The 22,999-nt window shown below is 71.8% G+C and carries 19 protein-coding genes; 12 read left to right on the top strand and 7 right to left on the bottom strand.

The annotated features are described in order from the left end of the window. Nucleotides 1-209 precede the first annotated feature (209 nt). On the top strand, nucleotides 210-1,598 hold the full coding sequence (locus tag ACMCNK_RS05905) for a glutamate decarboxylase (RefSeq protein ID WP_412735386.1): 1,389 nt from the start codon (nucleotides 210-212) through the stop codon (nucleotides 1,596-1,598). A gap of 19 nt (nucleotides 1,599-1,617) precedes the next feature. After that, the gene (locus tag ACMCNK_RS05900; RefSeq protein ID WP_412735385.1) at nucleotides 1,618-2,205 is read left to right on the top strand and encodes a hypothetical protein; all 588 of its coding nucleotides are present in this window, start codon (nucleotides 1,618-1,620) and stop codon (nucleotides 2,203-2,205) included. Here ACMCNK_RS05900 and ACMCNK_RS05895 read toward each other — a convergent pair. Genes ACMCNK_RS05895 through ACMCNK_RS05880 form a run of 4 tightly spaced genes read right to left on the bottom strand, consistent with a single transcriptional unit; the run spans nucleotide 2,194 to nucleotide 8,138 of the window. Then, the gene (locus ACMCNK_RS05895) at nucleotides 2,194-2,817 is read right to left on the bottom strand and encodes a TetR/AcrR family transcriptional regulator (protein ID WP_412735384.1); all 624 of its coding nucleotides are present in this window, start codon (nucleotides 2,815-2,817) and stop codon (nucleotides 2,194-2,196) included. The genes ACMCNK_RS05900 and ACMCNK_RS05895 overlap by 12 nt on opposite strands. Further along, on the bottom strand, nucleotides 2,807-4,789 hold the full coding sequence (locus ACMCNK_RS05890) for a biotin carboxylase N-terminal domain-containing protein (RefSeq protein ID WP_412735383.1): 1,983 nt from the start codon (nucleotides 4,787-4,789) through the stop codon (nucleotides 2,807-2,809). Before ACMCNK_RS05890 ends, ACMCNK_RS05895 begins: the two co-directional genes overlap by 11 nt. Nucleotides 4,790-4,797: 8 nt before the next feature. Continuing rightward, nucleotides 4,798-6,396, bottom strand: coding sequence for an acyl-CoA carboxylase subunit beta (locus ACMCNK_RS05885; RefSeq protein ID WP_412735382.1), 1,599 nt, complete (start codon nucleotides 6,394-6,396; stop codon nucleotides 4,798-4,800). Next, nucleotides 6,393-8,138: an acyclic terpene utilization AtuA family protein gene (locus tag ACMCNK_RS05880; protein WP_412735381.1), complete on the bottom strand. Its 1,746-nt coding sequence runs from the start codon at nucleotides 8,136-8,138 to the stop codon at nucleotides 6,393-6,395. Before ACMCNK_RS05880 ends, ACMCNK_RS05885 begins: the two co-directional genes overlap by 4 nt. 78 nt (nucleotides 8,139-8,216) lie before the next feature. On the opposite strand from ACMCNK_RS05880, the gene ACMCNK_RS05875 reads away from it, so the two are divergent. Next, the gene (locus ACMCNK_RS05875) at nucleotides 8,217-9,362 is read left to right on the top strand and encodes an acyl-CoA dehydrogenase family protein (RefSeq protein ID WP_412735380.1); all 1,146 of its coding nucleotides are present in this window, start codon (nucleotides 8,217-8,219) and stop codon (nucleotides 9,360-9,362) included. A 14-nt stretch (nucleotides 9,363-9,376) separates the two neighbouring features. Here ACMCNK_RS05875 and ACMCNK_RS05870 read toward each other — a convergent pair whose 3' ends face one another. Beyond that, nucleotides 9,377-10,321, bottom strand: a complete 945-nt coding sequence (locus ACMCNK_RS05870; protein ID WP_412735379.1) for a hypothetical protein — start codon at nucleotides 10,319-10,321, stop codon at nucleotides 9,377-9,379. A gap of 319 nt (nucleotides 10,322-10,640) precedes the next feature. Here ACMCNK_RS05870 and ACMCNK_RS05865 point away from each other — a divergent pair, with 319 nt between their 5' ends. From ACMCNK_RS05865 to ACMCNK_RS05830, 8 genes are all read left to right on the top strand, one after another. Then, nucleotides 10,641-11,693, top strand: coding sequence for an ABC transporter ATP-binding protein (locus ACMCNK_RS05865; RefSeq protein WP_412735378.1), 1,053 nt, complete (start codon nucleotides 10,641-10,643; stop codon nucleotides 11,691-11,693). Further along, nucleotides 11,686-12,789, top strand: coding sequence for an ABC transporter ATP-binding protein (locus ACMCNK_RS05860; protein WP_412735377.1), 1,104 nt, complete (start codon nucleotides 11,686-11,688; stop codon nucleotides 12,787-12,789). The genes ACMCNK_RS05865 and ACMCNK_RS05860 overlap by 8 nt, the downstream gene beginning before the upstream one ends. Further along, complete coding sequence (locus ACMCNK_RS05855; protein ID WP_412735376.1) at nucleotides 12,786-13,715, top strand: carbohydrate ABC transporter permease; 930 nt, start codon at nucleotides 12,786-12,788, stop codon at nucleotides 13,713-13,715. Before ACMCNK_RS05860 ends, ACMCNK_RS05855 begins: the two co-directional genes overlap by 4 nt. A 74-nt stretch (nucleotides 13,716-13,789) precedes the next feature. Continuing rightward, entirely contained in the window at nucleotides 13,790-14,542 is a 753-nt protein-coding gene (locus ACMCNK_RS05850) for a carbohydrate ABC transporter permease (protein WP_412740759.1), read from the top strand. A gap of 2 nt (nucleotides 14,543-14,544) precedes the next feature. Then, nucleotides 14,545-14,820 (top strand): DUF2160 domain-containing protein, encoded by a 276-nt coding sequence (locus tag ACMCNK_RS05845; protein ID WP_412735375.1) that lies wholly within the window; start codon nucleotides 14,545-14,547, stop codon nucleotides 14,818-14,820. Between the two features lie 23 nt (nucleotides 14,821-14,843). Further along, on the top strand, nucleotides 14,844-16,631 hold the full coding sequence (locus ACMCNK_RS05840; RefSeq protein ID WP_412735374.1) for an ABC transporter substrate-binding protein: 1,788 nt from the start codon (nucleotides 14,844-14,846) through the stop codon (nucleotides 16,629-16,631). 118 nt (nucleotides 16,632-16,749) lie between these two features. Next, complete coding sequence (locus ACMCNK_RS05835; RefSeq protein ID WP_412735373.1) at nucleotides 16,750-17,751, top strand: sugar-binding transcriptional regulator; 1,002 nt, start codon at nucleotides 16,750-16,752, stop codon at nucleotides 17,749-17,751. Nucleotides 17,752-17,805: 54 nt separating this feature from the next. Further along, entirely contained in the window at nucleotides 17,806-20,256 is a 2,451-nt protein-coding gene (locus tag ACMCNK_RS05830; protein WP_412735372.1) for a glycogen/starch/alpha-glucan phosphorylase, read from the top strand. Nucleotides 20,257-20,406: 150 nt separating this feature from the next. On the opposite strand, the gene ACMCNK_RS05825 is transcribed toward ACMCNK_RS05830, so the two are convergent. Continuing rightward, a complete protein-coding gene (locus ACMCNK_RS05825) occupies nucleotides 20,407-21,123 on the bottom strand; it encodes a type 1 glutamine amidotransferase domain-containing protein (RefSeq protein WP_412735371.1) in 717 nt (238 codons plus the stop codon). A 125-nt stretch (nucleotides 21,124-21,248) separates the two neighbouring features. Here ACMCNK_RS05825 and ACMCNK_RS05820 point away from each other — a divergent pair, with 125 nt between their 5' ends. Continuing rightward, nucleotides 21,249-22,154, top strand: coding sequence for a LysR family transcriptional regulator (locus ACMCNK_RS05820; protein WP_412735370.1), 906 nt, complete (start codon nucleotides 21,249-21,251; stop codon nucleotides 22,152-22,154). A 22-nt stretch (nucleotides 22,155-22,176) separates the two neighbouring features. On the opposite strand, the gene ACMCNK_RS05815 is transcribed toward ACMCNK_RS05820, so the two are convergent. Then, nucleotides 22,177-22,932: a hypothetical protein gene (locus tag ACMCNK_RS05815; RefSeq protein ID WP_412735369.1), complete on the bottom strand. Its 756-nt coding sequence runs from the start codon at nucleotides 22,930-22,932 to the stop codon at nucleotides 22,177-22,179. Between the last annotated feature and the right edge of the window lie 67 nt (nucleotides 22,933-22,999).

The raw sequence follows: 22,999 nt of genomic DNA, 5'->3' as shown, positions 1-22,999 counted from the left end.
CCCTCCTCGAACGCGAACCGGCCGACCCGCGCCGGCCATCGTCGCCGTTGCATGATCGTGAATTCCTCGTCGGCAGCCACGACGCCGACCTGAGCGTTTCGACTGCTCCCCGGTCAGCCGGGTCATTCGCCGCGGAGGATCCGCGGCGGCGCCGTCGCACGCTTCGATGGCGGGGCAACGCCAGCCAGCAGGGGTGACGGGAGACGCCGATGCTGAAGCATCCCAAGGCCACGCCGCCGAAGCCGGACGAGCTGGCCGTGGCGCCGCGGTACGGGCTGGACGACCTGACGATCCCCCGGCACGAGCTGGCCGCCGGTGAACTGGCGCCCGAGGTCGCGTACCAGATCGTGCACGACGAGTTGATGCTCGACGGCAACGCCCGGCTGAACACGGCCACGTTCGTCACCACCTGGATGGAACCGCAGGCGGACCGGCTGATGGCGGAGTGCTTCGACAAGAACATGATCGACAAGGACGAGTACCCGCAGACCGCGGAACTCGAAGCGCGGTGCGTGCACATCCTGAGCCGGCTCTGGCACGCACCGGACGCCCGCGAGGCGACCGGCTGCTCCACCACCGGGTCCAGCGAGGCCGCGATGCTCGGCGGGCTCGCGCTCAAACGCCGCTGGCAGCACCGGCGCGCGGTCGCGGGCGAGGCGACCGCCCGCCCCAACCTGGTGATGGGCATCAACGTCCAGGTGTGCTGGGAGAAGTTCGCCAACTACTGGGACGTCGAGATGCGGCTGGTCCCGATGGACGGCGACCGGTACCACCTGTCCGCCGAGGAGGCGGTGCGGCTCTGCGACGAGAACACCATCGGGGTGGTGGCGGTCCTCGGCTCCACATTCGACGGCTCGTACGAGCCGGTGGCGCAGATCTGCGCCGCACTCGACGACCTGCAGGCCCGCACCGGCCTGGACATCCCGGTCCACGTCGACGGCGCCTCCGGCGCGTTCATCGCCCCGTTCCTCGACCCGGATCTGCAATGGGACTTCCGGCTGCCCCGGGTGGCGTCGATCAACACCTCGGGCCACAAGTACGGGCTGGTCTACCCCGGCGTCGGCTGGATCGTGTGGCGCGACGCGCAGGCGCTGCCGGAGGACCTGATCTTCTGGGTGAACTACCTCGGTGACAACATGCCCACGTTCGCGCTGAACTTCTCCCGCCCCGGCGCCCAGGTCGTGGCCCAGTACTACAACTTCCTGCGGCTCGGCTTCGCCGGCTACACCCGCGTCCAGGGGTACGCCCGCGACGTCGCCACCCGGATGGCCGCGCAGATCGCCGAGCTGGGCCCGTTCGAGCTGGTCACCCGGGGCGACGAGTTGCCGGTCTTCGCGGTGAAACTGCGCGACGAGGTCACCAACTTCACCGTGTTCGACGTCTCGGAGGCCCTGCGGGAACGCGGCTGGCAGGTCCCCGCGTACACGTTCCCGAAGAATCGGGAGGACCTGGCCGCCCTGCGCATCGTGGTGCGGCGCGGCTTCACCCACGACCTGGCCGACATGCTGATCGACGACCTGGACCGGCACCTGCAGCGGCTGGCGAAACAGTCCGGCCCGGCGCACGACGCCTCGACCGCGTCCGGTTTCCACCACTAGCCGGGGTACAGCCGCGGCCGTGTGGATGGCACTGTCGTTCGCCCTGGGCTCGATCTGCTTCCTGATCGGACCCGTCCCGGCCTACGCCGGGCTGGTCGGCACCACCGCCGACGCGGTCACGTTCTTCGTCGGTTCGATCCTGTTCACCACCGGCGGCGCGCTGCAGTCGCGGGCCGCCGCACCACGCCGCCACGAACCCGGGGCGGGACGGGCGGCCTGGTGGGCGGCGCTCATCCAGTCCGCGGGCACGGTGTTCTTCAACATCTCCACGTTCCGGGCCGTGCAGACCGCCCTGACCAGCCCGGGCTACGACCGGCTGGTCTGGCGGCCGGACCTGTTCGGCTCGATCTGCTTCCTGGTCTCCGGGGCGATCGTGTACCGGGCCTCCGCGCGTCACGGCTGGCGTCCGGCGCGCGGTGCACCGGGCTGGTGGCAGCCCGGCGTGAACCTGCTCGGCTGCGTCTTCTTCGGCATCTCGGCGCTGGCCGCGTACGTCCGGCCCGTCACGGGCGCGATGGTCAGCGAGACGCTCGCCAACGTGAACACGTGCGCGGGCGCGGCCTGTTTCCTGGCGTGCGCGCTGCCCGGCCTGCGCTCAGGTCGCTGACGGCGGGGCGGCGCCCGAGAGGGCGGCGGCGAGCTGCGTCGACCAGGCCCGTACGACGCGTGCGCGGCGCCGCGAGTCGTCGGTCAGCACGTCCGCCAGCGCCAGCCCCCGCGCCAGGTCGAGCGTGGCCTGGATGAGCCCGCGCATGTCCGGGTCGCTGTCGTCGACCCGCAGCAGCCGCACCGCGCGGCGGTGCACCTCGCGGGCGAAGTGACGCTCCAACGGCACCACGGCCGCGCGCAGCTCCGGGTCGGCGGCGGCCACGGTCCACACCTGAAGGGCGGCCCGGAACAGCTCCCCGCCGATCGCCTCGACCAGCCCGCTGACTACGGTGTGGACCCGCTCCGGGCCGGAACCGTCCGGGTCGGGCAGCGCGTCCAGCAGCGTCGTACGCTCCTCGAACATGTGCTCCAGCGCCGCGACGATCAGCGCCTCGCGCGTCCGGTAGTGGTGCTGCACCGCTCCGCGGCTGATGCCGGCCTCGGCGGCGATGAAACCCACGGTCGAGACCTCCCACCCGTGGGTGGCCAGGCAGCGGACGGCCGTCTCCAGCAGGCGCTGCCGCGTGGCGCGGCTGCGGTCCTGCTTGGGCAGCAGGTCGTCAGTCGTCACCGCTCTTCACCACGGCGAGCAGCGTACCCTGGGCGACCTGCTGGCCCCGCGTGACCGGCAGGTCGGTGACCGTGCCGTCCGCCGGGGCGTGCACGGCGTGTTCCATCTTCATCGCCTCCAGCCACACCAGCGGCTGCCCGGCCACGACCGCGTCACCGGCCTGCACCCCGACCCGCACGACCGTGCCGGGCAGCTCGGCGACCAGCGCCCCGGCCGGGACCTGCAACCCCGGTTCGGTGAACCGCGGCACCCGGCGCAGCTCGATCGACGAGTCCGTGCCGTCCACGACCAGCCGCGCCTGGTCGCCCACCGCGAACCGGCCCACGGCGAAGCGCCGCCGCACCCCGTCGACGTCGAGAACGACCTGGTCGGCGGTCGCGTCGACCAGCGCGATCCCGGTCATCCCGGCAACCTCCAGCCCGGTACGGCCGAACCGGTAGCGCACCTCGATCTCGTCGGCACCCGCCGCGTACGTGCGGCTGCGGTAGCCGACCGGGATGTTGCGGAACCCGCTGGGCAGGCCGGGCAGCAGCGGGCCCCGTTCGGCGGCCGCGTCGGACAGCGCGGCGACCAGCGCCCCGAGCGCCGGCGCCGCCGGGGTGCCGGCGGTCAGCTCGGCGGGCGGGTGAGCGGCGTAGAAGCCGGTGTCGGCCGTACCGGCCACGAACGCCGGGTGCCGCAACGTGGCCACGAGCAGGTCCCGGTTGGTGGTCAGGCCGTGGATGCGGGCGCGGCGCAACGCGGCGGCCAGCTGCCGGGCCGCGGCGTCGCGGGTCGGCGCGTACGCGATGACCTTCGCGAGCATCGCGTCGTAGTGGGTGCCGACCACGCTGCCGTTCTCGACGCCGGAGTCGAGCCGCAGCCCGCCCGGCCCGGGATGCGCGAACGTCGCCGTGACCTGCGGGACGTCGAAGGTCACCACGGTGCCGGTCTGCGGGCGCCAGTCGTCGGCGGGGCTCTCGGCGTACAGCCGGGCCTCGATCGCGTGGCCGGTCATCGCCGGTTCGGCGCCGGTCAGGGCGTGGCCCGCGGCCACGTCGAGCTGCAACCCGACCAGGTCCGTGCCGGTGACGCATTCGGTGACCGGGTGCTCGACCTGCAGGCGGGTGTTCATCTCCAGGAACCAGAAGCGGCCCGCCTCGTCGGCGAGGAATTCGACCGTGCCCGCACCCCGGTAGCCGACCGCGGCCGCCGCCGCGCGGCCCGCCGCGAGCAGGCGTTCGCGCAGGTCGCCGCGGATCCGCTCGACCAGCGGTGCCGGGGCCTCCTCGATCACCTTCTGGTGGCGGCGTTGCAGCGAGCACTCCCGCTCGCCCAGCGCCCACACCGTGCCGTGGGCGTCCGCGACGATCTGCACCTCGACGTGGTGACCGGATTCCACGAACCGCTCGCAGAACACGGTCGGATCGCCGAACGCCGCGGCGGCCTCCCGCGACGCGGACACCACCGCCGACTCCAGCTCGGCGAGGCGGCGGACCACCCGCATCCCCCGGCCGCCGCCCCCGGCGGACGCCTTCACCAGCACGGGCAGGTCCGCCTCGGTGACCGCGGCCGGGTCGAGGTCGTCCAGGACGGGCACCCCGGCGGCGGCCATCCGCCGCTTGGCCTCCACCTTCGAGCCCATCGCCGCGATCGCGTCCGGGCCGGGGCCGATCCACACCAGACCCGCCGACAGTACGGCGTGAGCGAAATCCGCCCGCTCCGACAGGAAGCCGTAGCCGGGGTGGACCGCGTCGGCGCCCGCGCGCCGGGCCGCGTCGACGATCAGGTCGGCGCGCAGGTACGTGTCGGCCGGTGCGACGCCGGGCAGGCGCACCGCGGCGTCGGCCTCCCGCACGTACGGGCTGTCCGCGTCGGCGTCGGAGAACACCGCCACGGTGCCCAGGCCCCGGCTGCGGCACGTCGCGAAGATCCGCCGGGCGATCTCCCCCCGGTTGGCGACCAGCACACAAGTGATGGGAACGTCAGTCATGGGTGACCTCACATCCGGAAGACGCCGAAGGAGCCGGAGCCCTGCACCGGCGCGGTGTGGATCGCGGACAGGGCGATGCCGAGCACGTCGCGGGTGTCGCGCGGGTCGATGATGCCGTCGTCGTAGACGAGCCCGGACAGCACCATCGGCATCGCCTCCGCGGAGATCTGCTGCTCGATCATGTGCCGCACCACCTCGGCGCCGTCCGGGTCGAACGGCTTGCCCTGCGCCAGCGCCGACGCCTTCGACACCAGGTACGTGACGTCGGCGAGCTGCTGTGCCCCCATGACCGCCGACCGGGCGCTCGGCCACGCGAACAGGAACCGGGGGTCGTACGCCCGCCCGCACATGCCGTAGTGCCCGGCGCCGTACGAGTTGCCGATGAGCACGGACAGATGCGGGACGGTCGAGTTGGACACCGCGTTGATCATCATGGCGCCGTGCTTGATGATGCCGTTCTGCTCGTACTCCGCACCGACCATATAGCCGGTGGTGTTGTGCAGGAACAGCAGCGGGGTGGCCGACTGGTTGGCGAGCTGGATGAACTGGGCGGCCTTCTGCGCCTCCGCGCTGAACAGCACCCCGCGGGCGTTGGCCAGGATGCCCACCGGAAACCCGTGCAGCTGCGCCCAGCCGGTCACCAGCGACGTGCCGTACAGCGGTTTGACCTCGTCGAAGTCGCTGTCGTCGACGAGGCGGGCGATGACCTCCCGCGGGTCGAACGGCGCCTTCAGGTCCGGCGGCACGATCGACAGCAGGTCCTCGGCCGGGTACCGCGGCGCCCGCGGTGATGCGGTCACCGGACCGGACGCCTTGCGCCAGTTCAGCCGGGCGACGATGCGCCGCCCGATCCGGATGGCGTCGTGCTCGTCGCGGGCGTAGTGGTCGGCGAGCCCGGAGGTCCGGGCGTGCATCTCGGCGCCGCCGAGCGACTCGTCGTCGGATTCCTCGCCGGTGGCCGCCTTGACCAGCGGGGGACCGGCGAGGAACACCTTGGAACGCTGCTCGATCATCACCACGTGGTCGCTCATCCCGGGCAGGTACGCGCCCCCGGCGGTCGAGTTGCCGAAGACCAGCGCGATCGTGGGGATCCCGGCGGCGGACAGCTGGGTGAGATTGCGGAACACCGCGCCGCCGGGGATGAAGACCTCCTTCTGCGTGGGCAGGTCGGCACCTCCCGACTCGACCAGCGAGATCACCGGCAGCCGGTTCTGCCGGGCGATGTCGTGCATCCGCAGCGTCTTGCGCAGCGACCACGGGTTGCTGGCGCCGCCCTTGACCGTGGGATCGTTCGCGATCAGCAGGCATTCCACCCCGCTGACCACGCCGATGCCGGTCACCACGCTGCCGCCGACGGTGAACGGGGAGCCGTACCCGGCCAGGGCGGCGAGTTCGAGGAACGGCGCGTCCGGGTCGAGCAGCAGCTCGATGCGTTCCCGGGCGGTGAGCTTGCCCCGGCCGTGGTGCCGGTCGACCGCCTTGGTCCCGCCGCCGGCCACCGCGCGGGCGGTCTCGGTGGCGATCTCGTCGAGCGCGGCGAGCATCGCCTCGCGGGCGGCGTGGGCGTCGCCGGTCGCGGGGTCGAGGGTGGACCGCAGGATGGTCACGGCAGCTCCCGGTCGTCGGGCCGCGGCGCGGCGGGAAGGTGATCGGGCAGCAGGGACTCGGGAATGTCGACGTGCCGGGCCCGCAGCCACTCGCCGAGCCCCTTGGCCTGCGGGTCGAAGCGCGCCTGATAGGCCACCCCCGCCCCGAGCAGTCCGTCGATGACGACGTTGACCGCGAGCAGGTTCGGCAGCCGGGTCACCCGTACCGGCAGATCCGCCGCCTCCGGCAGCAGCTCACGGACGGTGTCCTCGGTGATCAGCGCGGCCAGCCACGGGTACGCCGCCGCGTCGCGTACCCACAGGCCGACGTTCGCGTCGCCGCCCTTGTCGCCCGACCGGGCCCCGGCGAGCGTGCCCAGCGGCAGCCGCCGTGCGGGGCCGGCCGGTCCCGCGTCCGGCGCATCCGGGCCGGACAGGGGTTCCAGCGGCCGGGTGACCGCCGGGGCGGCGACCTGCTCGACCGTGCCGTCGGGCAGGACCACCTCGTGCGCGACGACCGGCTGCGCCACGAACCCGGCCGTGCACACCCCGTACGGGCGTGCGCCGCCGGGCGCGGTGGTGGCGAAGAAGCCGGGGTACGAGGCGAGGGCCAGCTCGACCGCGGCGTTGGTGAACGCCCGTCCCGCCCTCGCCTCGTCGGGGTCGCGCGCGACCACGGTCAGCAGCGCGGACGCCTGCTGCTCGGTCGCCGCGTCCGCGGTGTCGAGCCGGGCCAGGGTCCAGGTGACCTCGGCGGGCTCGGTCGGGCAGGCGGCGCCGAACTGGCGCCGGAACAGCTCGGCCTTGGCCTCGATGTCCAGACCGGTGAGCACCACGGTCAGCTCGTTGCGGTAGCCGCCGATCGCGGTGCGGCACACCTTGAGGTCGGGCGGTGGGGGTTCGCCGCGTACCCCGGTGACGGCCACCCGGTCGGGCCCGGCCTGGCGCAGCGACACGGTGTCCAAGCGGGCGGTGACGTCGGGTCCGGCGTACCGGGCGTCGCCGATCTCGTACACCAGCTGGGCGGTCACCGTGCCGACCGTGACCGCGCCGCCGGTCCCGGGGTGTTTCGTGATGACGCTGGAGCCGTCGCGGTGCAGCTCGGCGATCGGGAAGCCGGGCCGCAGCGGGTCGGTGATCTCGGTGAAGAACGCGTAGTTGCCGCCGGTGGCCTGGGTGCCGCACTCGATGACGTGCCCCGCGACCGTGGCCCCGGCCAGCGCGTCGAGGTCGGTGCGGTCCCAGCCGAAACGGGCGATCGCGGGCCCGACGGTCAGGGCGGCGTCGGTGACCCGGCCGGTGACGACAATGTCGGCGCCGGCCCGCAGCGCGCGGGCGATGCCGAACGCTCCCAAATAGGCGTGGGCGCCCAGCGGCGCGCCGAGGCCGAGGTCGCGGGCCCGCGCGGTCAGGTCGTCGCCGCGGACCAGCGCGATGCGGGGGGTGAGGCCGTGGCGCGCCGCCATCTTCTCGATCGCGGTGACCAGGCCGGCGGGGTTGACGCCGCCCGCGTTGGCGACCAGACGCACCCCGCGGTCCAGCGCCAGGCTCAGGCAGTCGTCGAGCTGGGCGAGGAACGTCCGGGCGTAGCCGGTCGCCGGGTCCTTCATCCGGTCCCGGGCGAGGATGAGCATGGTGAGCTCGGCGAGGTAGTCGCCGGTCAGCACGTCGAGCGCGCCGTCCTCCAGCATCTCCCGCATGGCCGCGGCCCGGTCGCCGTAGAAGCCGGAGCAGTTGCCCACACGCAGCACGTCAGGGTCCATATCGGGTGACGATGGCACAGCCGAGAAAAACAAGCAAGCGTGCTTGTTTCTGCCGGGCGCCGTCGTTACGGTCGATGGATGCGGCTCACCGAGGACCACCGTGCCTTCGCCGACACCGTGCGGCGCTTCGTCGACACCGAGATCAACCCGCACGTCGATCAGTGGGAGGCGGCCGGACGCGCACCGCTGCACGACGTGTTCCCCAAGGCCGCCGCGCTCGGCCTGCTCGGCCTCGAATACGACCCGGCCTACGGCGGCGAGGGCGCCGAGCACAGCTTCCAGCTGGTCGCCGCGGAACAGTACGGGCGGATGCACGCCACCGGCGTCGGCATGGCGCTCGGGGTCCAGGCGATGATGGCCACCCCATCGTTGCACCAGTACGGGTCGGCGGAGCTCAAACAGCGGTACCTGGTCCCGGCGATCGCGGGCACCGCGGTCACCGCGATCGCGGTCACCGAACCGGACACCGGCTCCGACGTCTCACGCCTGCGTACCCGGGCCGTCCGCGACGGCGACGACTGGGTGATCACCGGCCGCAAGGTGTACATCACCAACGGGGCCCAGGCCGACTGGATCTGCCTGCTGGCCCGCACGTCCGACGAGGGCGGCTACCGGGGGATGTCGCAGATCGTGGTGCCCACCGACCGGCCCGGATTCACCGTGGCGCGCACGTTCGACAAGCTCGGCAACCGGTGCTCCGACACCGCCGAACTGGCGCTCGACGCGGTACGCGTGCCGGTCGCGAACACGATCGGCGAGGTGGGGCGCGGGTTCCAGCAGCAGATGCAGCAGTTCGTCACGGAGCGGATGTTCGCGGCGTACTCGACGGTCGGGCAGTGCCAGTACGCGCTCGACCGCACCCGCGCGTACGTCGCCGAACGCACCGTGTTCGGCCGCCCGCTCGCCGACCGGCAGTACGTCGCGTTCCGGCTCGCCGAGCTGCAGGCCGAGGTGGACCTGCTGCGCAGCCACAACCTGATCACCTGCGAGGCGCACATGGCCGGTGAGGATGTCACCCGGATGGCCACGGTCGCCAAGCTCAAGGCGGGCCGGCTGGTCCGGGCGGTCGCCGACTGGTGCCTGCAGTTGCACGGCGGCATGGGCTACCTCGAGGAGACGTGGACCGCTCGGCTGCTGCGCGACACCCGCCTGACCTCGATCGGCGCCGGTGCCGACGAGGTAATGCTCCAGGTCCTCGCGCGCCTGGACGGCCTGCCCGCCTGAGCCGCCCGGGCCCCCTAGGGCTTGAGCAGGTCGTGCCGGGCCCGGCCCAGCTCGGCCAGCCGGGCGTGGGCCGTCGCGGTGCGCGCCGCCACGTCCTGGTGCACCGCGGTCAGCATCCGCAGCGACTCGGCGACGTTGCGCCGGGCCTTCTTGATGTGATCGCGCACGGCCATGTCGGTGAAGATGTTGTCGAACCACACGTCGACGAATCGCGTCGTGCCGCGCACCCCGACCCGGCCCACCGGCGCCACGATCCCCACATCGGCAAGCTCCGTGCGCAACACCGCCAGGCACCGGTCCGCGTACGCGGCGGCCCGCGCGGCGTTGTCGAGCCGGTGGTGCTTGAACGAGCTGGCCAGGATCCCGCCGCCGAGGAACGTGTCGTACGCCGACCAGTCCGCGGCGCTGTTCAGGTTGTGCTGGACCGCGGTGAGCGCCTGCCGGGCGTTCTCCGCGGCCTGCTGCGCCTCGCCCAGCTCCCGCAGTTCCGCCTCGGTCCGTCCGCGCTCCTCCGCCAGCGCCAGCAGCCGGGCCGCCGACGCGCCGCCGGCCGCCCGCACGTACCGCTCCTTCTCGTCGATCGCGGCCGCGTACCGGGCGGGCACCTCGGCGAGCTGGGCCAGGCGCGTGTCGGCCGCGGCGAGTTCACGCCCGATCGCGTCGAGCCGGTCCTGTGCCTCGGCGGCCCGGTACCGGGCGGCGTCGGCCTCGGCGCGTTCCCGCGCGAGAGCGTCCTGCCGGTAGCGGGCGCCGCGCAACGCGGCCCACACGCGGGTCAGCGACAGTCCTTCCAGGCGATCCACGTCGCGCTGCTCCAGGGCGTACCGGCGCAGCAGCGCGCCGAGGTCGGTGGCCTGCTCGTCGTGGCGCCGCTGCAGTTCGGCACGGCGTTCGGTCAGGATCTCGCGCTCGCGCCGGAATCCGGCCAGTGTGAACAGAAGCTCTTCGATGTCGGCCACCGCTTCATTCGATCATGCGGGGGCAAGCCTCGCCGGGCAGTCACCGCCGATCACTGAGAAAATGTGATCCTCTTCGTATTGACATTGCCGTACATGAATGTGTTTGGCATTTCGACGAGCCTCCCGGTGCACACGGATCCAGATCATGATCCGGGGCGATGCACGTATTTTCAGCGCGATTGCGGCCGTGCCGAACCTGCTCCTAAGCTGGGGCGCCACGACCGTGAAGATCAGACTCCGAGAGGGAGGATCGAATGCCGTGGCGCTCGTACTCGATCGCGTCCATATGCACCATCGGGGAGAGGTCTGGCTCCATGACGTGAGCCTCGACCTGGCCGCCGGCATGACCGTCCTCATCGGTCCCGCGGACGCCGGAAAGACCACCCTGATGCGTGTCGTGGCCGGTCTCCTGCCGCCGGCCTCCGGACGTGTCATCGTCAATGGCCGCGACGTCACCGCGACCTCGGTGCGGAAGCGTTCCGTCGCATTCGTCTATCAGCAGTTCATCAACTACCCCTCGCTGTCGGTGTACGAGAACATCGCCTCCCCGCTGCGGCTCGCACCGGGTCTCGACCGCGCCCGGATCGACGCCCGGGTGCGCGAGATCGCCGACGTGATGGGCATCGGCGCCCTGCTCGCCCGCAAACCCGCCGAGCTGTCCGGCGGCCAGCAGCAGCGCACCGCGATCGCCCGCGCCCTCGCCCGCCCGGCCGACGTGCTGCTGCTGGACGAGCCGCTCGCGAACCTCGACTACAAACTGCGCGAGCAACTGCGCGCGGACCTCAAGGACATGTTCCGCGACGCCCCCGGCGTGGTGCTGTACGCCACGTCGGATCCGGCCGAGGCGCTGGTCTTCGCGGCCCCCACCGTGGTCCTCGGCGAGGGCCGGGTCCAGCAGACCGGCGACGTCGCCGACCTGTACGCGGACCCGCCCACCCTGGCCGTGGCCGCCACGCTGAGCGACCCGCCGCTGAATCGCCTGCCCGGGATCGTGCGCGACGGCCGCGTCGAATGCCTCGGCGCCTCCTTCCCGGTGCCCCGGTCGCACCCCACCGGCCGCACGGTCACGCTCGGCGTGCGCCCGCATCACGTGGCGGTCGACCGGTTCCGCGCCGCCGACCTTCCGTTCTCCGCGGAGGTCCGGCTCGCGGAGATGACCGGCAGCGACACGTTCCTGCACCTGCTCCTGGCGGACCGGCGCCACCTGGTCGCCCAGTTGCCCGGGACGCACCGGTTCACCCCCGGGGATGCGGCGGTGGCCTACGTGGACCCGGCACACGTGCTCGTCTTCGACGACACCGGCGCCCGGCTGGGCGCCCCGGAACACGACGTACCGGAGCGGCCCGCGGCGGAGGCCGATCGGCGTGGCTGACATCCACCTCGACGGCGTGGGCCACAGCTACGACGGCGGCCGGACGTGGGCGCTGCAGCCCATGACGCGGACCTGGCGCGACGGCCGGGCGTACGCGCTGCTCGGGCCGAGCGGATGCGGCAAAACCACGTTGCTCAACATCATCTCCGGGCTGCTGCGGCCGACCGTGGGGCGCGTCTGGTTCGGCAACCGCGAGGTGACCACGGTGCCGACCGCGGCCCGCAACATCGCGCAGGTCTTCCAGTTCCCGGTGCTCTACGAAGGCATGTCGGTGTACGACAACCTCGCCTTCCCGCTGCGCAACCGCAAACATGCCAGGGCGGACGTCGACCGGCGGGTGCGCGCGGTGTCCCGCCTGCTCGGGCTGGACGACCACCTGCCGCGCCGGGTGCGCCGCCTCGACCCGGGGCGGCAGCAGATCGTCAGCCTCGGGCGTGGCCTGGTCCGCTCCGACGTGGCGGCCGTGCTGCTCGACGAGCCCCTGACGGTCGTCGACCCGGGCGTGCGGTGGACGCTGCGCAGCACACTCAAGGAGATCCACCGCGACACCGGGCACACCCTGATCTACGTCACGCACGACCAGACCGAGGCGCTGACGTTCGCCGACGAGGTGGTGGTCCTGCAGGACGGCGCGGTCGTGCAGTCGGGGGAGCCGACCGAGCTGTTCCTGTCGCCCGCGCACGAGTTCGTGGGCCACTTCATCGGCTCGCCGGGCATGAACATGATCCCCGCCGAGCTCGTCGACGGTGTCGTCCGCGTCGGGGACACCGCCGTCGGGCGGGCGGTGGGCGACGACGGCGCGCTCGCGGCCGGACCGGCACGCATCGGGGTGCGTCCCGAGTTCGTCCGGATCCCCGCCGTCCCGGCCCTGCCGGGCCTGCCCGCCCGCATCACCGGGATCGATCGCATGGGCGCGTACCACCTGGTGCACGCGGAGGTGCACGGCCATCACCTCACCGCCAAGGTGGACACCGGCAGCTGGTACGCCCCGGGCAGCCTCGAGTACTTCCATTTCGTCCCCGACCGCGCGTTCCTGTTCCGGGGTGCGGTCCGGTGCGGCTCGATCAGCGCCCTCGACGCGACGGAGGACGCATGAGCGACACCACCGGGCGCCGCCGCGATCCGGACGGCGACGGGCCCGGCACCGACCGCCCGGCGGACCTGCGGCCGAGGGACAACCGGGCCTGGATCCTCGTCCTGCCGGTCGTGGCGTCGGTCGCCTTCACCGCGATCATCCCGCTGATGACCGTGGTCAACTACTCCGTCCAGGACGTCTTCAGCCCGACCGACCGGATCTTCGTGGGGCTGGAGTGGTACCGGTCCGTCGCCCGCGACGCGGAGATCCGGGCCGCTTTCCTGCGTACGCTGATGTTCTCCGTCCAGGTCCTGCTGGTGGAGATCCCGCTCGGCGTGGCGATCGCGGTGGCCATGCCGCGCCGCGGCCGGGCGATGTCGGCGGCCCTGGTGGTCGTCGCGCTGCCGCTGCTCATCCCGTGGAACGTGGTCGGCACCATCTGGCAGATCTTCGCCCGGCCCGACATCGGTCTCGGCGGGTGGACCGTCAATCACGTGTTCGGCGTGGACTTCAACTACACGCTGGACTCGGCCGACGCCTGGATCACGGTCCTGCTGATGGACGTCTGGCACTGGACGCCGCTGGTGGCACTGCTGGCCTACGCGGGTCTGCGCTCGATCCCCGAGCCGTACTACCAGGCCGCGCAGATCGACAGCGCCTCCGCCTGGACGGTGTTCCGCCACATCCAGCTGCCGCGGCTGCGCGGGGTGCTGACGATCGCGGTCCTGCTCCGGTTCATGGACAGCTTCATGATCTACACCGAGCCGTTCGTAGTGACCGGCGGCGGGCCGGGAAACGCCACGTCATTCCTGAGCATCCTGCTGTCGAAGGTCGCGGTCGGGCAGTTCGACGTGGGTCCGGCCGGTGCGTTCTCGCTGCTGTACTTCCTGTTCGTGCAGGTCGTCTGCTTCGTCTTCTTCGTCGTGCTGACGAGAACCGGGAGGTGAGCGTGACCACCAGCGCGCAGCGGCCCCGGTTGCCGTGGGCCCGTACCGTCTTCTGGCTGTACGCGGCCACGCTGATGCTGCCGATCCTGTGGATGCTCGGCATGTCCGTCCGGCCCAACGAGGACATCCTCGGCAGCTTCTCGCTGCTCCCGCAGCGGGTGACGCTCGACAACTACCGGACGTTCTTCACCGACGAGGTGTGGTATTCGAGCTACCTGAACTCGATCGTCTACACGTCCCTGAACGCGGTGATGTCGCTGGTCGTGGCGATTCCGGCCGCGTACGCGTTCTCCCGCTTCCGGTTCGTCGGCGACAAGCATCTGTTCTTCTGGCTGCTGACCAACCGGATGGCCCCGGTGGCCGTGTTCCTGCTGCCGTTCTTCCAGATCTACTCCAGCGTGGGGCTGTTCGACACGCATCTCGGCGTCGCCCTCGCGCACATGTTGTTCAACGTTCCGCTCGCGGTGTGGATCCTGGAGGGGTTCATGTCCGGGATCCCGCGCGAGATCGACGAGACCGCGGCGATCGACGGGTACTCACTTCCCCGCTTCTTCCTGCGCATCTTCCTCCCGCTGATCCGCTCGGCCATCGGGGTCACCGCGTTCTTCTGCTTCATGTTCAGCTGGGTCGAACTGCTCATCGCCCGCACGATCACCTCCGTCGACGCCAAACCCATCGCCGCCACGATGACCCGTACGGTCAGCGCGGCCGGGGTGGACTGGGGGCTGCTCGCGGCGGCGGGCGTGATGACGATCATCCCCGGGGCGATCGTCATCTGGTTCGTGCGCAACTACATCGCCAAGGGCTTCGCCCTCGGGAGGGTCTGACCGTGCTCGACTGGATGGTCTGGACCGTACCGACGGCGGCGGTGTTCATCGGCCTGGTAGTGCTGCTGGCCGGGATGGGGGTGTGGGCCCGCCTGTCGCCGCCGGTCGCCCGACGCGGATTCCTGCGCATCGAGACCGACCGCGGGGACCGGCTCTACATCGGACTGATCGCCGCCGCGGTCGTGCTGGCTGGATGGATCGCCGTCACCGACCTGCCGATGTGGCTCGGGTCGGGGTGCGCGGTGCTCGTCGCGGCCGTCATCGGACGGTGGGGATGACATCACATCGAGGAGGAGTCACCGTGTCACGACGATCGTCGGCCGGATCCCGCATCGGCGGGTGGATAGCATCCCTGGCCGCGCTGAGCCTGGTTCTGGCCGGCTGCACCGGCGGGGACGACGACGCCCCCAAGAGCAACTTCACCGTGGAGGACGGCCGGGCCGCGGCCCGCAAGTGGGTGACCACGGAGTTCACCCCCAGCACCCTGTCGCAGGCGCAGCAGCTGGCGGAGATGGAGTGGTTCATCAAGGCGGCCGCGCCGTACCGGGGCATGCAGATCAACGTCGTCTCGGAAACGCTCAACACCCATCAGTACGAGTCGCAGGTGCTCGCGAAGGCGTTCACCGAGATCACCGGGATCAAGGTCAAGCACGACCTGCTCCAGGAGGGCGACGTCATCGAGAAGTTGCAGACCCAGATCCAGGGCGACAAGAACATCTACGACGCGTACGTCAACGACTCCGACCTGATCGGCACCCACTTCCGCGGTGACTACGTGTTCCCGCTGTCGGACTACATGGCCGGTGAGGGACGCGACGTCACGTCCCCGACCCTGGATGTCGGCGACTTCATCGGCACCAGCTTCACCACCGGCCCGGACCACAAGCTGTACCAGCTGCCCGACCAGCAGTTCGCCAACCTGTACTGGTTCCGCTACGACTGGTTCACCGACCCCGAGATCAAACGGCAGTTCAAGGCCGCGTACGGATACGACCTCGGCGTGCCGGTGAACTGGGCCGCGTACGAGGACATCGCGGACTTCTTCTCCCACAAGGTGAACGGCAACGGGACCATCGACGGCAAGAAGGTCTACGGACACATGGACTACGGCCGCAAGGACCCGTCGCTGGGCTGGCGCTTCACCGACGCGTGGCTGTCCATGGCGGGCAACGGCGACCCCGGCATCCCCAACGGACTTCCGGTCGACGACTGGGGCATCCGGGTGGACGGCTGCCGTCCGGTCGGGTCGTCGGTGAGCCGCGGCGGCGACACCAACGGCCCGGCGTCGGTGTACGCGCTGACCAAGTACATCGAGTGGTTGAAGAAGTACGCGCCGCCGGAGGCGGCCGGGATGAACTTCAGCGAGGCCGGCCCGGTGCCCGCCCAGGGCAACGTCGCGCAGCAGGTGTTCTGGTACACGGCCTTCACCGCCGACATGACCAAGAAGGGACTGCCGGTCGTCAACGCGGACGGCACGCCGAAGTGGCGGATGGCACCCAGCCCGCACGGCGTCTACTGGAAGAACGGCAACAAGCTCGGTTACCAGGACGCGGGCTCGTGGACGCTGCTGAAGAACACCCCCGCGAAGCGCCGCGCGGCGGCCTGGCTGTACGCGCAGTTCGTCACGGCCAAGACGGTGTCGCTGAAGAAGTCGATCACCGGGCTGACGTTCATCCGCGACTCCGACATCCGCAGCGACTACTTCACGCAGAACTCCAAGAACTACGGCGGCCTGATCGAGTTCTACCGTTCCCCGGCCCGCAAGCAGTGGACCCCGACCGGGACCAACGTGCCGGACTACCCGAAGCTGGCGCAGCTGTGGTGGCCGAACGTCGCCACCGCGGTCACCGGGGAGACGACACCCCAGGAGTCGATGGACAATCTGGCCCGGCAGCAGGACGAAATCCTGGCCCGGCTGGAGCGCCGCGGCTACGGCGGTGCCTGCGCACCGAAACTGAACCCGGAGGTGGACCCCCGGTACTGGCTCGACCAGCCAGGCGCCCCGGTCCCGAAGCTGGCCGACGAGCGTGGCCGGCCCGAGACCATCGACTACGACAAGCTGCTGGCCAACTGGAAAGCCATCGGCTGACGCCGCCGGGGCGGACGTCGTCCCCGGACGCCCGCCCCGCCACCCATCCATGCCCATCGACATTTCGACTACGCTGTCCCGACAGGGGAGCAATCCGGCGATACCCGGCAAGGCAGGGATGGCAGAGACGCGGCGGGCGCAGGCCGTGACAGCGGCCCGGATGTACTACGGGGCGGGGCAGTCCACCCAGGAGATCGCCGACTACCTGCGCGTCTCGCGGTCCACGGTCTCCAGGCTGCTCGCGTACGCGCGGGAGGCAGGGGTGGTCGAGGTGCGGGTGCACGAGACCGCCGACGCGTCCACCGGACTCACCGCGGACCTGGTGACCCGGTTCCCGTACGTCAGGTTCCAGGTGATCGGGGTACAGCCGGGTGCCAGCAGCGGCCGAATCAACACCGCGGTCGCCCGGTACGCCGCCCACGCCGTCGCGGCGATGGTCGAGCCGGGCATGACGATCGGCATCGCCTGGGGCAACACGGTCAGCAGCCTGATCGACTACCTGAACCCCAAACCGGTCAGCGATCTCGCGGTCGTGCAGCTCAACGGCGCCGGCAACAGCGCGAACTTCGGCCTCGCGTACGCCGCGGACATCGTGGTGCGGTTCGCCGAGAACTTCGCGGGCAGCCCGCACCTGTTCCCGGTGCCGGCGTTCTTCGACCACGCCGAGACCAAGGAAGCCCTCTGGAAGGAGCGCAGCATCCGGCAGATCCTGGCCCTGCAGGAGAGCGCCGACCTGCTGGTGTTCAGCACCGGCGCGCTGGTCGGCGACCCGGCCAGCCACATCTACACCGCGGGTTTCCTCAGCGAACGCGACGTGCGGGACCTGCGCGGCGCCGGCGTGGTCGGTGACATCGGGACGGTCTTCTACGACGAGAAGGGCTCGGGCGACCTGCCGATCAACCGCCGCTCCAGCGGGCCGCCGCTGTCGCTGTACGCCCGGTCGCGCCGCTCGGTGTGCGTGGCCGCCGGGGCGGGCAAGGTGCCCGGACTGGTCGCCGCGTTGACCGCGGGCTACATCTCCGACCTGATCCTGGACAGCCGGACCGCCGCCGATCTGGTACGCCGTGGCAGAGGTTCCCGCAGTGTTCCGGCGCCGGCGAACCGCCGTACACGCGGGTGACAGGCGCTTCGTCGAGGAAAGTCGAAGAAATCCACCGTCGAGGAGAGGATCGTCATGGACCTGCCGCACGAACCGGCCCTGCGTGCCATCGGCACCACCGCGGCGGATTTCGAACGGGACCTGGTCAGCAACCTGTACTTCGAGCGCGGCACGACCATGGAGTCGGCCAGCACCCAGGACGTCTACCAGAGCCTGGCGGTCACGGTCCGCGACCGGCTCGTCGATCGCCGGGCCCGTACCGCCACGGCCCATCAGGCGGCCAACCCGCGCTGCGTCTACTACCTGTCCGCCGAGTACATGCTGGGCCGCCAGCTGCGTCAGAACCTGCTCTACACCGGCACCGAGGACGTGGCTCGCGACGTCCTCAAAGGACTGGGCCTGTCGCTGGAGGAGGTGGCGGACTACGACGTCGAACCCGGCCTCGGCAACGGCGGCCTGGGACGGCTCGCCGCCTGCCTGCTCGACGCGCTGGCGACCGCGGACATTCCCGCCGTCGGCTACGGCATCCGCTACGACCTCGGCCTGTTCCGGCAGACCATCGTCGACGGGGCCCAGGTGGAACGCCCCGACGACTGGGCGTTCGACGGCAGCCCCTGGGAGTTCCCGCAGCAGGACGACCGGCAGCCGGTCGGCTTCTACGGCCGGGTGGTGGAGGTGGCGGGCCGGCGGCGCTGGATCCCCGAGGAGACCGTGCTCGGCGAGCCCAGCCACCTGCTGGTGCCCGGCTACGGCACCCAGACGGTCAACATCGTGCGGTTGTGGCGGGCGCGCGCCGACAGCGACGCGTTCGACCTGGCCGACTTCGCGGCCGGCCGGTCCGCCGAGGCCGTGCAGGAGGTGGTCCGCTCGGAGAACATCAGCAAGGTGCTGTACCCGGCGGACAGCACCGAATTCGGCCGGGAACTGCGCCTGAAGCAGCAGTACTTCCTGGTCTCCTGCGCGGTGTGGGACATCGTGCGCCGGTTCCATCTGCGCAACAGCGACTGGGCCGCGTTCGCCGACAAGAACGTGATCCAGCTCAACGACACCCACCCGGCCCTGGCGGTGCCGGAGCTGATGCGGCTACTGATCGACGAGTACGAGCTGGACTGGGACACCGCCTGGTCGATCACCCGTGGGACGTTCGCGTACACCTGCCACACGCTGCTGCCCGAGGCGCTGGAGACCTGGCCGGTCGCGTTGTTCGAGCGGCTGCTGCCACGCCATCTGGAGATCGTGTACGCGATCAACCAGGCCCACCTCGACGAGATCGAGTCGCGGTTCCCGGGCGATGTGGAGCTGCGCCGGAGGCTGTCGCTGATCCAGGAGGAGCCGGAGCGCCGGGTCCGGATGGCGCACCTCGCGGTGGTCGGCAGCCACGCCGTCAACGGCGTCGCCGGGCTGCACACCCGGCTGCTCACCGAGACCACGCTTGCGGATTTCGCCCGGCTGTGGCCGGACCGCTTCCGCAACGTCACCAACGGGATCTCGCCGCGTCGCTTCGTGCGGCTGGCCAACCCGCGGCTCGCCGCGCTGATCAGCGAACAGCTGGGCGGCGACGGGTGGCTCACCGACCTGGGCCGGCTGGCCGCGCTGGCGCCGCTCGCCGACGACGCGGACTTCCAGCGGCGGTGGCGCGCGGTCAAGCGGGACAACAAACTCGACCTCGCCGGGTACGCGCGGGCGGCGACCGGCGTCAGGATCGACCCGGACGCGCTGGTCGACGTGCACGTCAAGCGGTTCCACGAGTACAAGCGGCAGCTGCTCAAGCTGCTGCACGTGGTCACGTTGCACGACCGGCTGCGCGCCGACCCGCGCACGGACGTCCCCCGTACGGTCGTGTTCGCCGGCAAGGCGGCGCCCGGCTACCACGCGGTGAAGCGGATCATCCAGCTCATCAACGCGGTGGCCGCGGTGGTCAACGCCGACCCGGCCGTGGCCGGGCGCCTGCGCGTCGTCTTCCTGCCCGACTACAACGTGTCGCGGGCCGAGCTGATCGTGCCCGCGGCGGACCTGTCGGAGCAGATCTCGCTGGCGGGCAAGGAGGCCTCCGGTACGGGAAACATGAAGCTCGCGCTCAACGGCGCCGTCACCATCGGCACCCTGGACGGGGCGAACATCGAACTGCGCGAGCGGGTCGGCGCGGACAACTTCTTCCTGTTCGGCCTGGACGCGGCGCAGGCGGCCGAGATGCGCCGCGGCGACTACCGGCCGGGGGAGCTGGCCCGGGCCGACCCGGAACTGGCCGCCGCCCTGGACGCTATCGCGGGCGGCCGCTACGGCGCCGGCTTCGGCGACGTGCTGGACAGCGTCCTGGGCCGCGACGAGTACCTGACCGTGGCCGACTACCGCTCCTACCTGGACGCCCAGGACGCGGTGGCGGCGGCCTGGAGCGACCCCGACCGCTGGACGCGGATGTCGATCCTCAACGCCGCGTCCTGCGGGTTCTTCTCCGCCGACCGGACGGTTGCCGACTACCGCGACCGGATCTGGCGCGCCGATCCGGTCCGGGTGCCGCCGCGCTGAGCGCGCGCCGGGTGCACGCACGCGCCCGCCCCGGTCTGCGGCGACGCCGTGGCTGAGCGCGCGCCGGGTGCACGCGCCCGCCCTGGCCCGCGGCAACACCGTCGCTGAGCGCGGGCCGGTCGCCGGGAAGGCGGCCGGCCCGCGCGCGGGTCAGGCCACGCCGCGTGCGGCGAGTGACTTGACGACCTCGTGTGCGGTGGCGGCACTGGACTGGGGGTTCTGTCCGGTGATGAGGTTGCGGTCCACGACCACCGTGCTCGACCATGCCGGTCCCGCCTCGACGACGGCACCGAGCTCCCGCAGCCTGCTCTCCACGAGGTACGGCGTCGCGTCCTTGAGGCCGCCCTGCTGTTCCTCGTCGTCGGTGAAGACGGTCAGCCTGCGGCCCGCGAACGTGAAGGTGCCGTTCGGCCCGCCGGTGCTGCTGAGCAGGCCCGCGGGTCCGTGGCACAGCGCGGCGACGATCTTGCCGGTGCGGTCGGCGTCGGCCAGCAGCCGGCCGAGGTCGGCGTCGCGGGCCAGGTCCTGCATCGGGCCGTGCCCGCCCGGCAGGTAGACACCGTCGTAGTCCGTGGCCGCCACATCCGCGAGGACCAGCGGCTTGGCCAGCTCGTCGGCGATGGCGTCCAGGTAGTCGCGGAACTCCGCGCCGGCGGCCTGCGGTACCCCACCGCGCTCGTCGAGGCTGATGGGGTCCACCGGGGCCGGTACGCCGCCCGGGGTGGCGATGTCCACCTCGATGCCCGCCTCCCGCAAGGCCCGGTGGGACGCCACGACCTCCTCCGCCCAGAAGCCGGTGGGGTGGGTCGTCCCGTCGGCCAGTGTCAGGCCGTCCGCGCCCGTGACGACCATCAGGATCCTTGCCATGGTGAGCCTTCTTCCTCGTCGTGGCGCACGTGTTCGTGCGTCGCCCCGATGCAACCCTTCGAGGTTCGCGATTCCTTCCCTTACCCGGGGTTCTACCATCACAAATCTGATGGATGGAGGCTTGCGTGCCGGACCTCGACCTGCTGTCGACCTTCCTGGAGATCTACCGCAGCGGCTCGATCACGGCCGCCGCGGCGCGCCGCGGGCTGTCCCAGGCCGCGGTGAGCGGCCAGCTGGCACGCCTGGAGCACCAGGTCGGCGGGCAGCTGTTCGACCGGTCCCGGCGCGGTGTGGTCCCGACGGAACGCGGCCTCGATCTCGCCGCCCGGATCGGCACCCACATCGACGAACTTCGCCAGGCCGTCGATGCGCCCGCCGGGGACGCGGCCGGCTATCGCGGCACGGTGTCGCTGGCCGGCCCGTCGGACCTGACGGCTCTGCGGATGATGCCGGTGCTCGCCCCGCTCGCGGTGCGCGGCCTGCGACTGCGGATCACGCTGGGACTCGCGGACGACCTGCTGGCGGGGCTGGCGGCGGGCCGTCTCGACATGGTCGTCTCGGCGGTACGGCCGCAGCTCGCGAACGTGGTGGCCACGGCGTTCGCCGACGAGGAGTTCGTGCTGGTGGGCTCGCCCGGCCTGGCCCGTACGGTGGACGCCGGTGCGCTGAGCGCGGAGCCGTTGCGGGCGCTGGCGCACCTGCCGCTGGTCGCGTACGCGGAGGAACTGCCGATCATCCGCAGGTACTGGCGCAGCGAGTTCGGGCGGCGCCCGCCCAACCCGGTCGCGGTCGTCGTGCCCGACCTGCGGGCGGTACTGGCCGCCGTGGTCGCGGGCGCCGGGGTGTCGGTGCTGCCGCGCTACGTCGTGGAACAGGCGCTCGCCGCCGGGTCGGTGGAGCTGCTGCACCAGCCGCGGGTGCACCCGCTGAACACGCTGTACGTGGCGACCCGGGTCGGCGGCCTGGCCCATCCCGCGGTGGCCCTGGTCCACCGCCGGCTGACCGAGCGGTCGAACGAGTGGGCGCTGTGAAGGACCGCGCCGCCCGGTCGGTCTAGCGATGGGGCGGCAGGACCAGGTCCCAGTCGGGGCGCCGGTCGAGCTGTGCCGACGAGGCCAGCGCGGGCTTGGGCGCGTTGATGAGCGACCGCATCGCATCGCGCTGCCCGTGGTCGGCGGGCGCCGCGGCGCGCGCGGGGGCGGGCAGCATCTGCGTGATCTCGGCGGGCACGGTCACCTGAAGGCACCCCGGCCGGCTGGTCATCTCCGCGGGTACGCCCATCAGCCGCGCGGCCCGTACCAGGATCCCGGCCATCTCGTGGTCGCCGAGCCGGACCCCGAGCAGGCCCGCGCGGCGCCGGCGGCCCCCGGCCAGCAGCGCGGCGCGCCAGGCGGCCTGGGCCAGGGTGGCCCGGCGGGCGTTGGCCCGCGCCGACGACCCGAGCGTCTCGTTGCACATCAGCGCCAGGCGCCCCTGGCGCCAGGCCGCCCCCAGCATGACGACCGCCGCGGGGCGCCGCGTCTCGGGCACCAGCACCCGGTGTACGTGATAGCGCCGCCGGCCGCCCCCGCTACGCCCCTCCACGCCGGCGGCGCAGCCCAGGCCGGTGAGCAGCGCCGCCAGCCGCAGGGCGGCGTCGCGCTGGTCGAACTCGGCGAATGCCGTGTCGTCCGAGGGGCCCGGGACGAGCACGTCGCGCCATTCCGGGCGGCGCCGCCCCGGCAGCCGGGAGATGTCCGCGCACTGGACGAGGCAGGCCGACTCGAAGGCGTGCGGTGCCGCGCCGGCGAGTACCCGTTCGTGATCCATCGACAGATCCCTTCCGCGATTTCGGGATACCGTGGCCGATCAGACCGTTCGGCCGGTACACCTACCC

It is taken from the genome of Krasilnikovia sp. MM14-A1259, assembly GCF_047159535.1.
Classification (GTDB): Bacteria; Actinomycetota; Actinomycetes; order Mycobacteriales; family Micromonosporaceae; genus Actinoplanes.
Note: the sequence above shows the minus strand (reverse complement) of the source record. Positions and strands in the feature narration are given on the sequence as shown.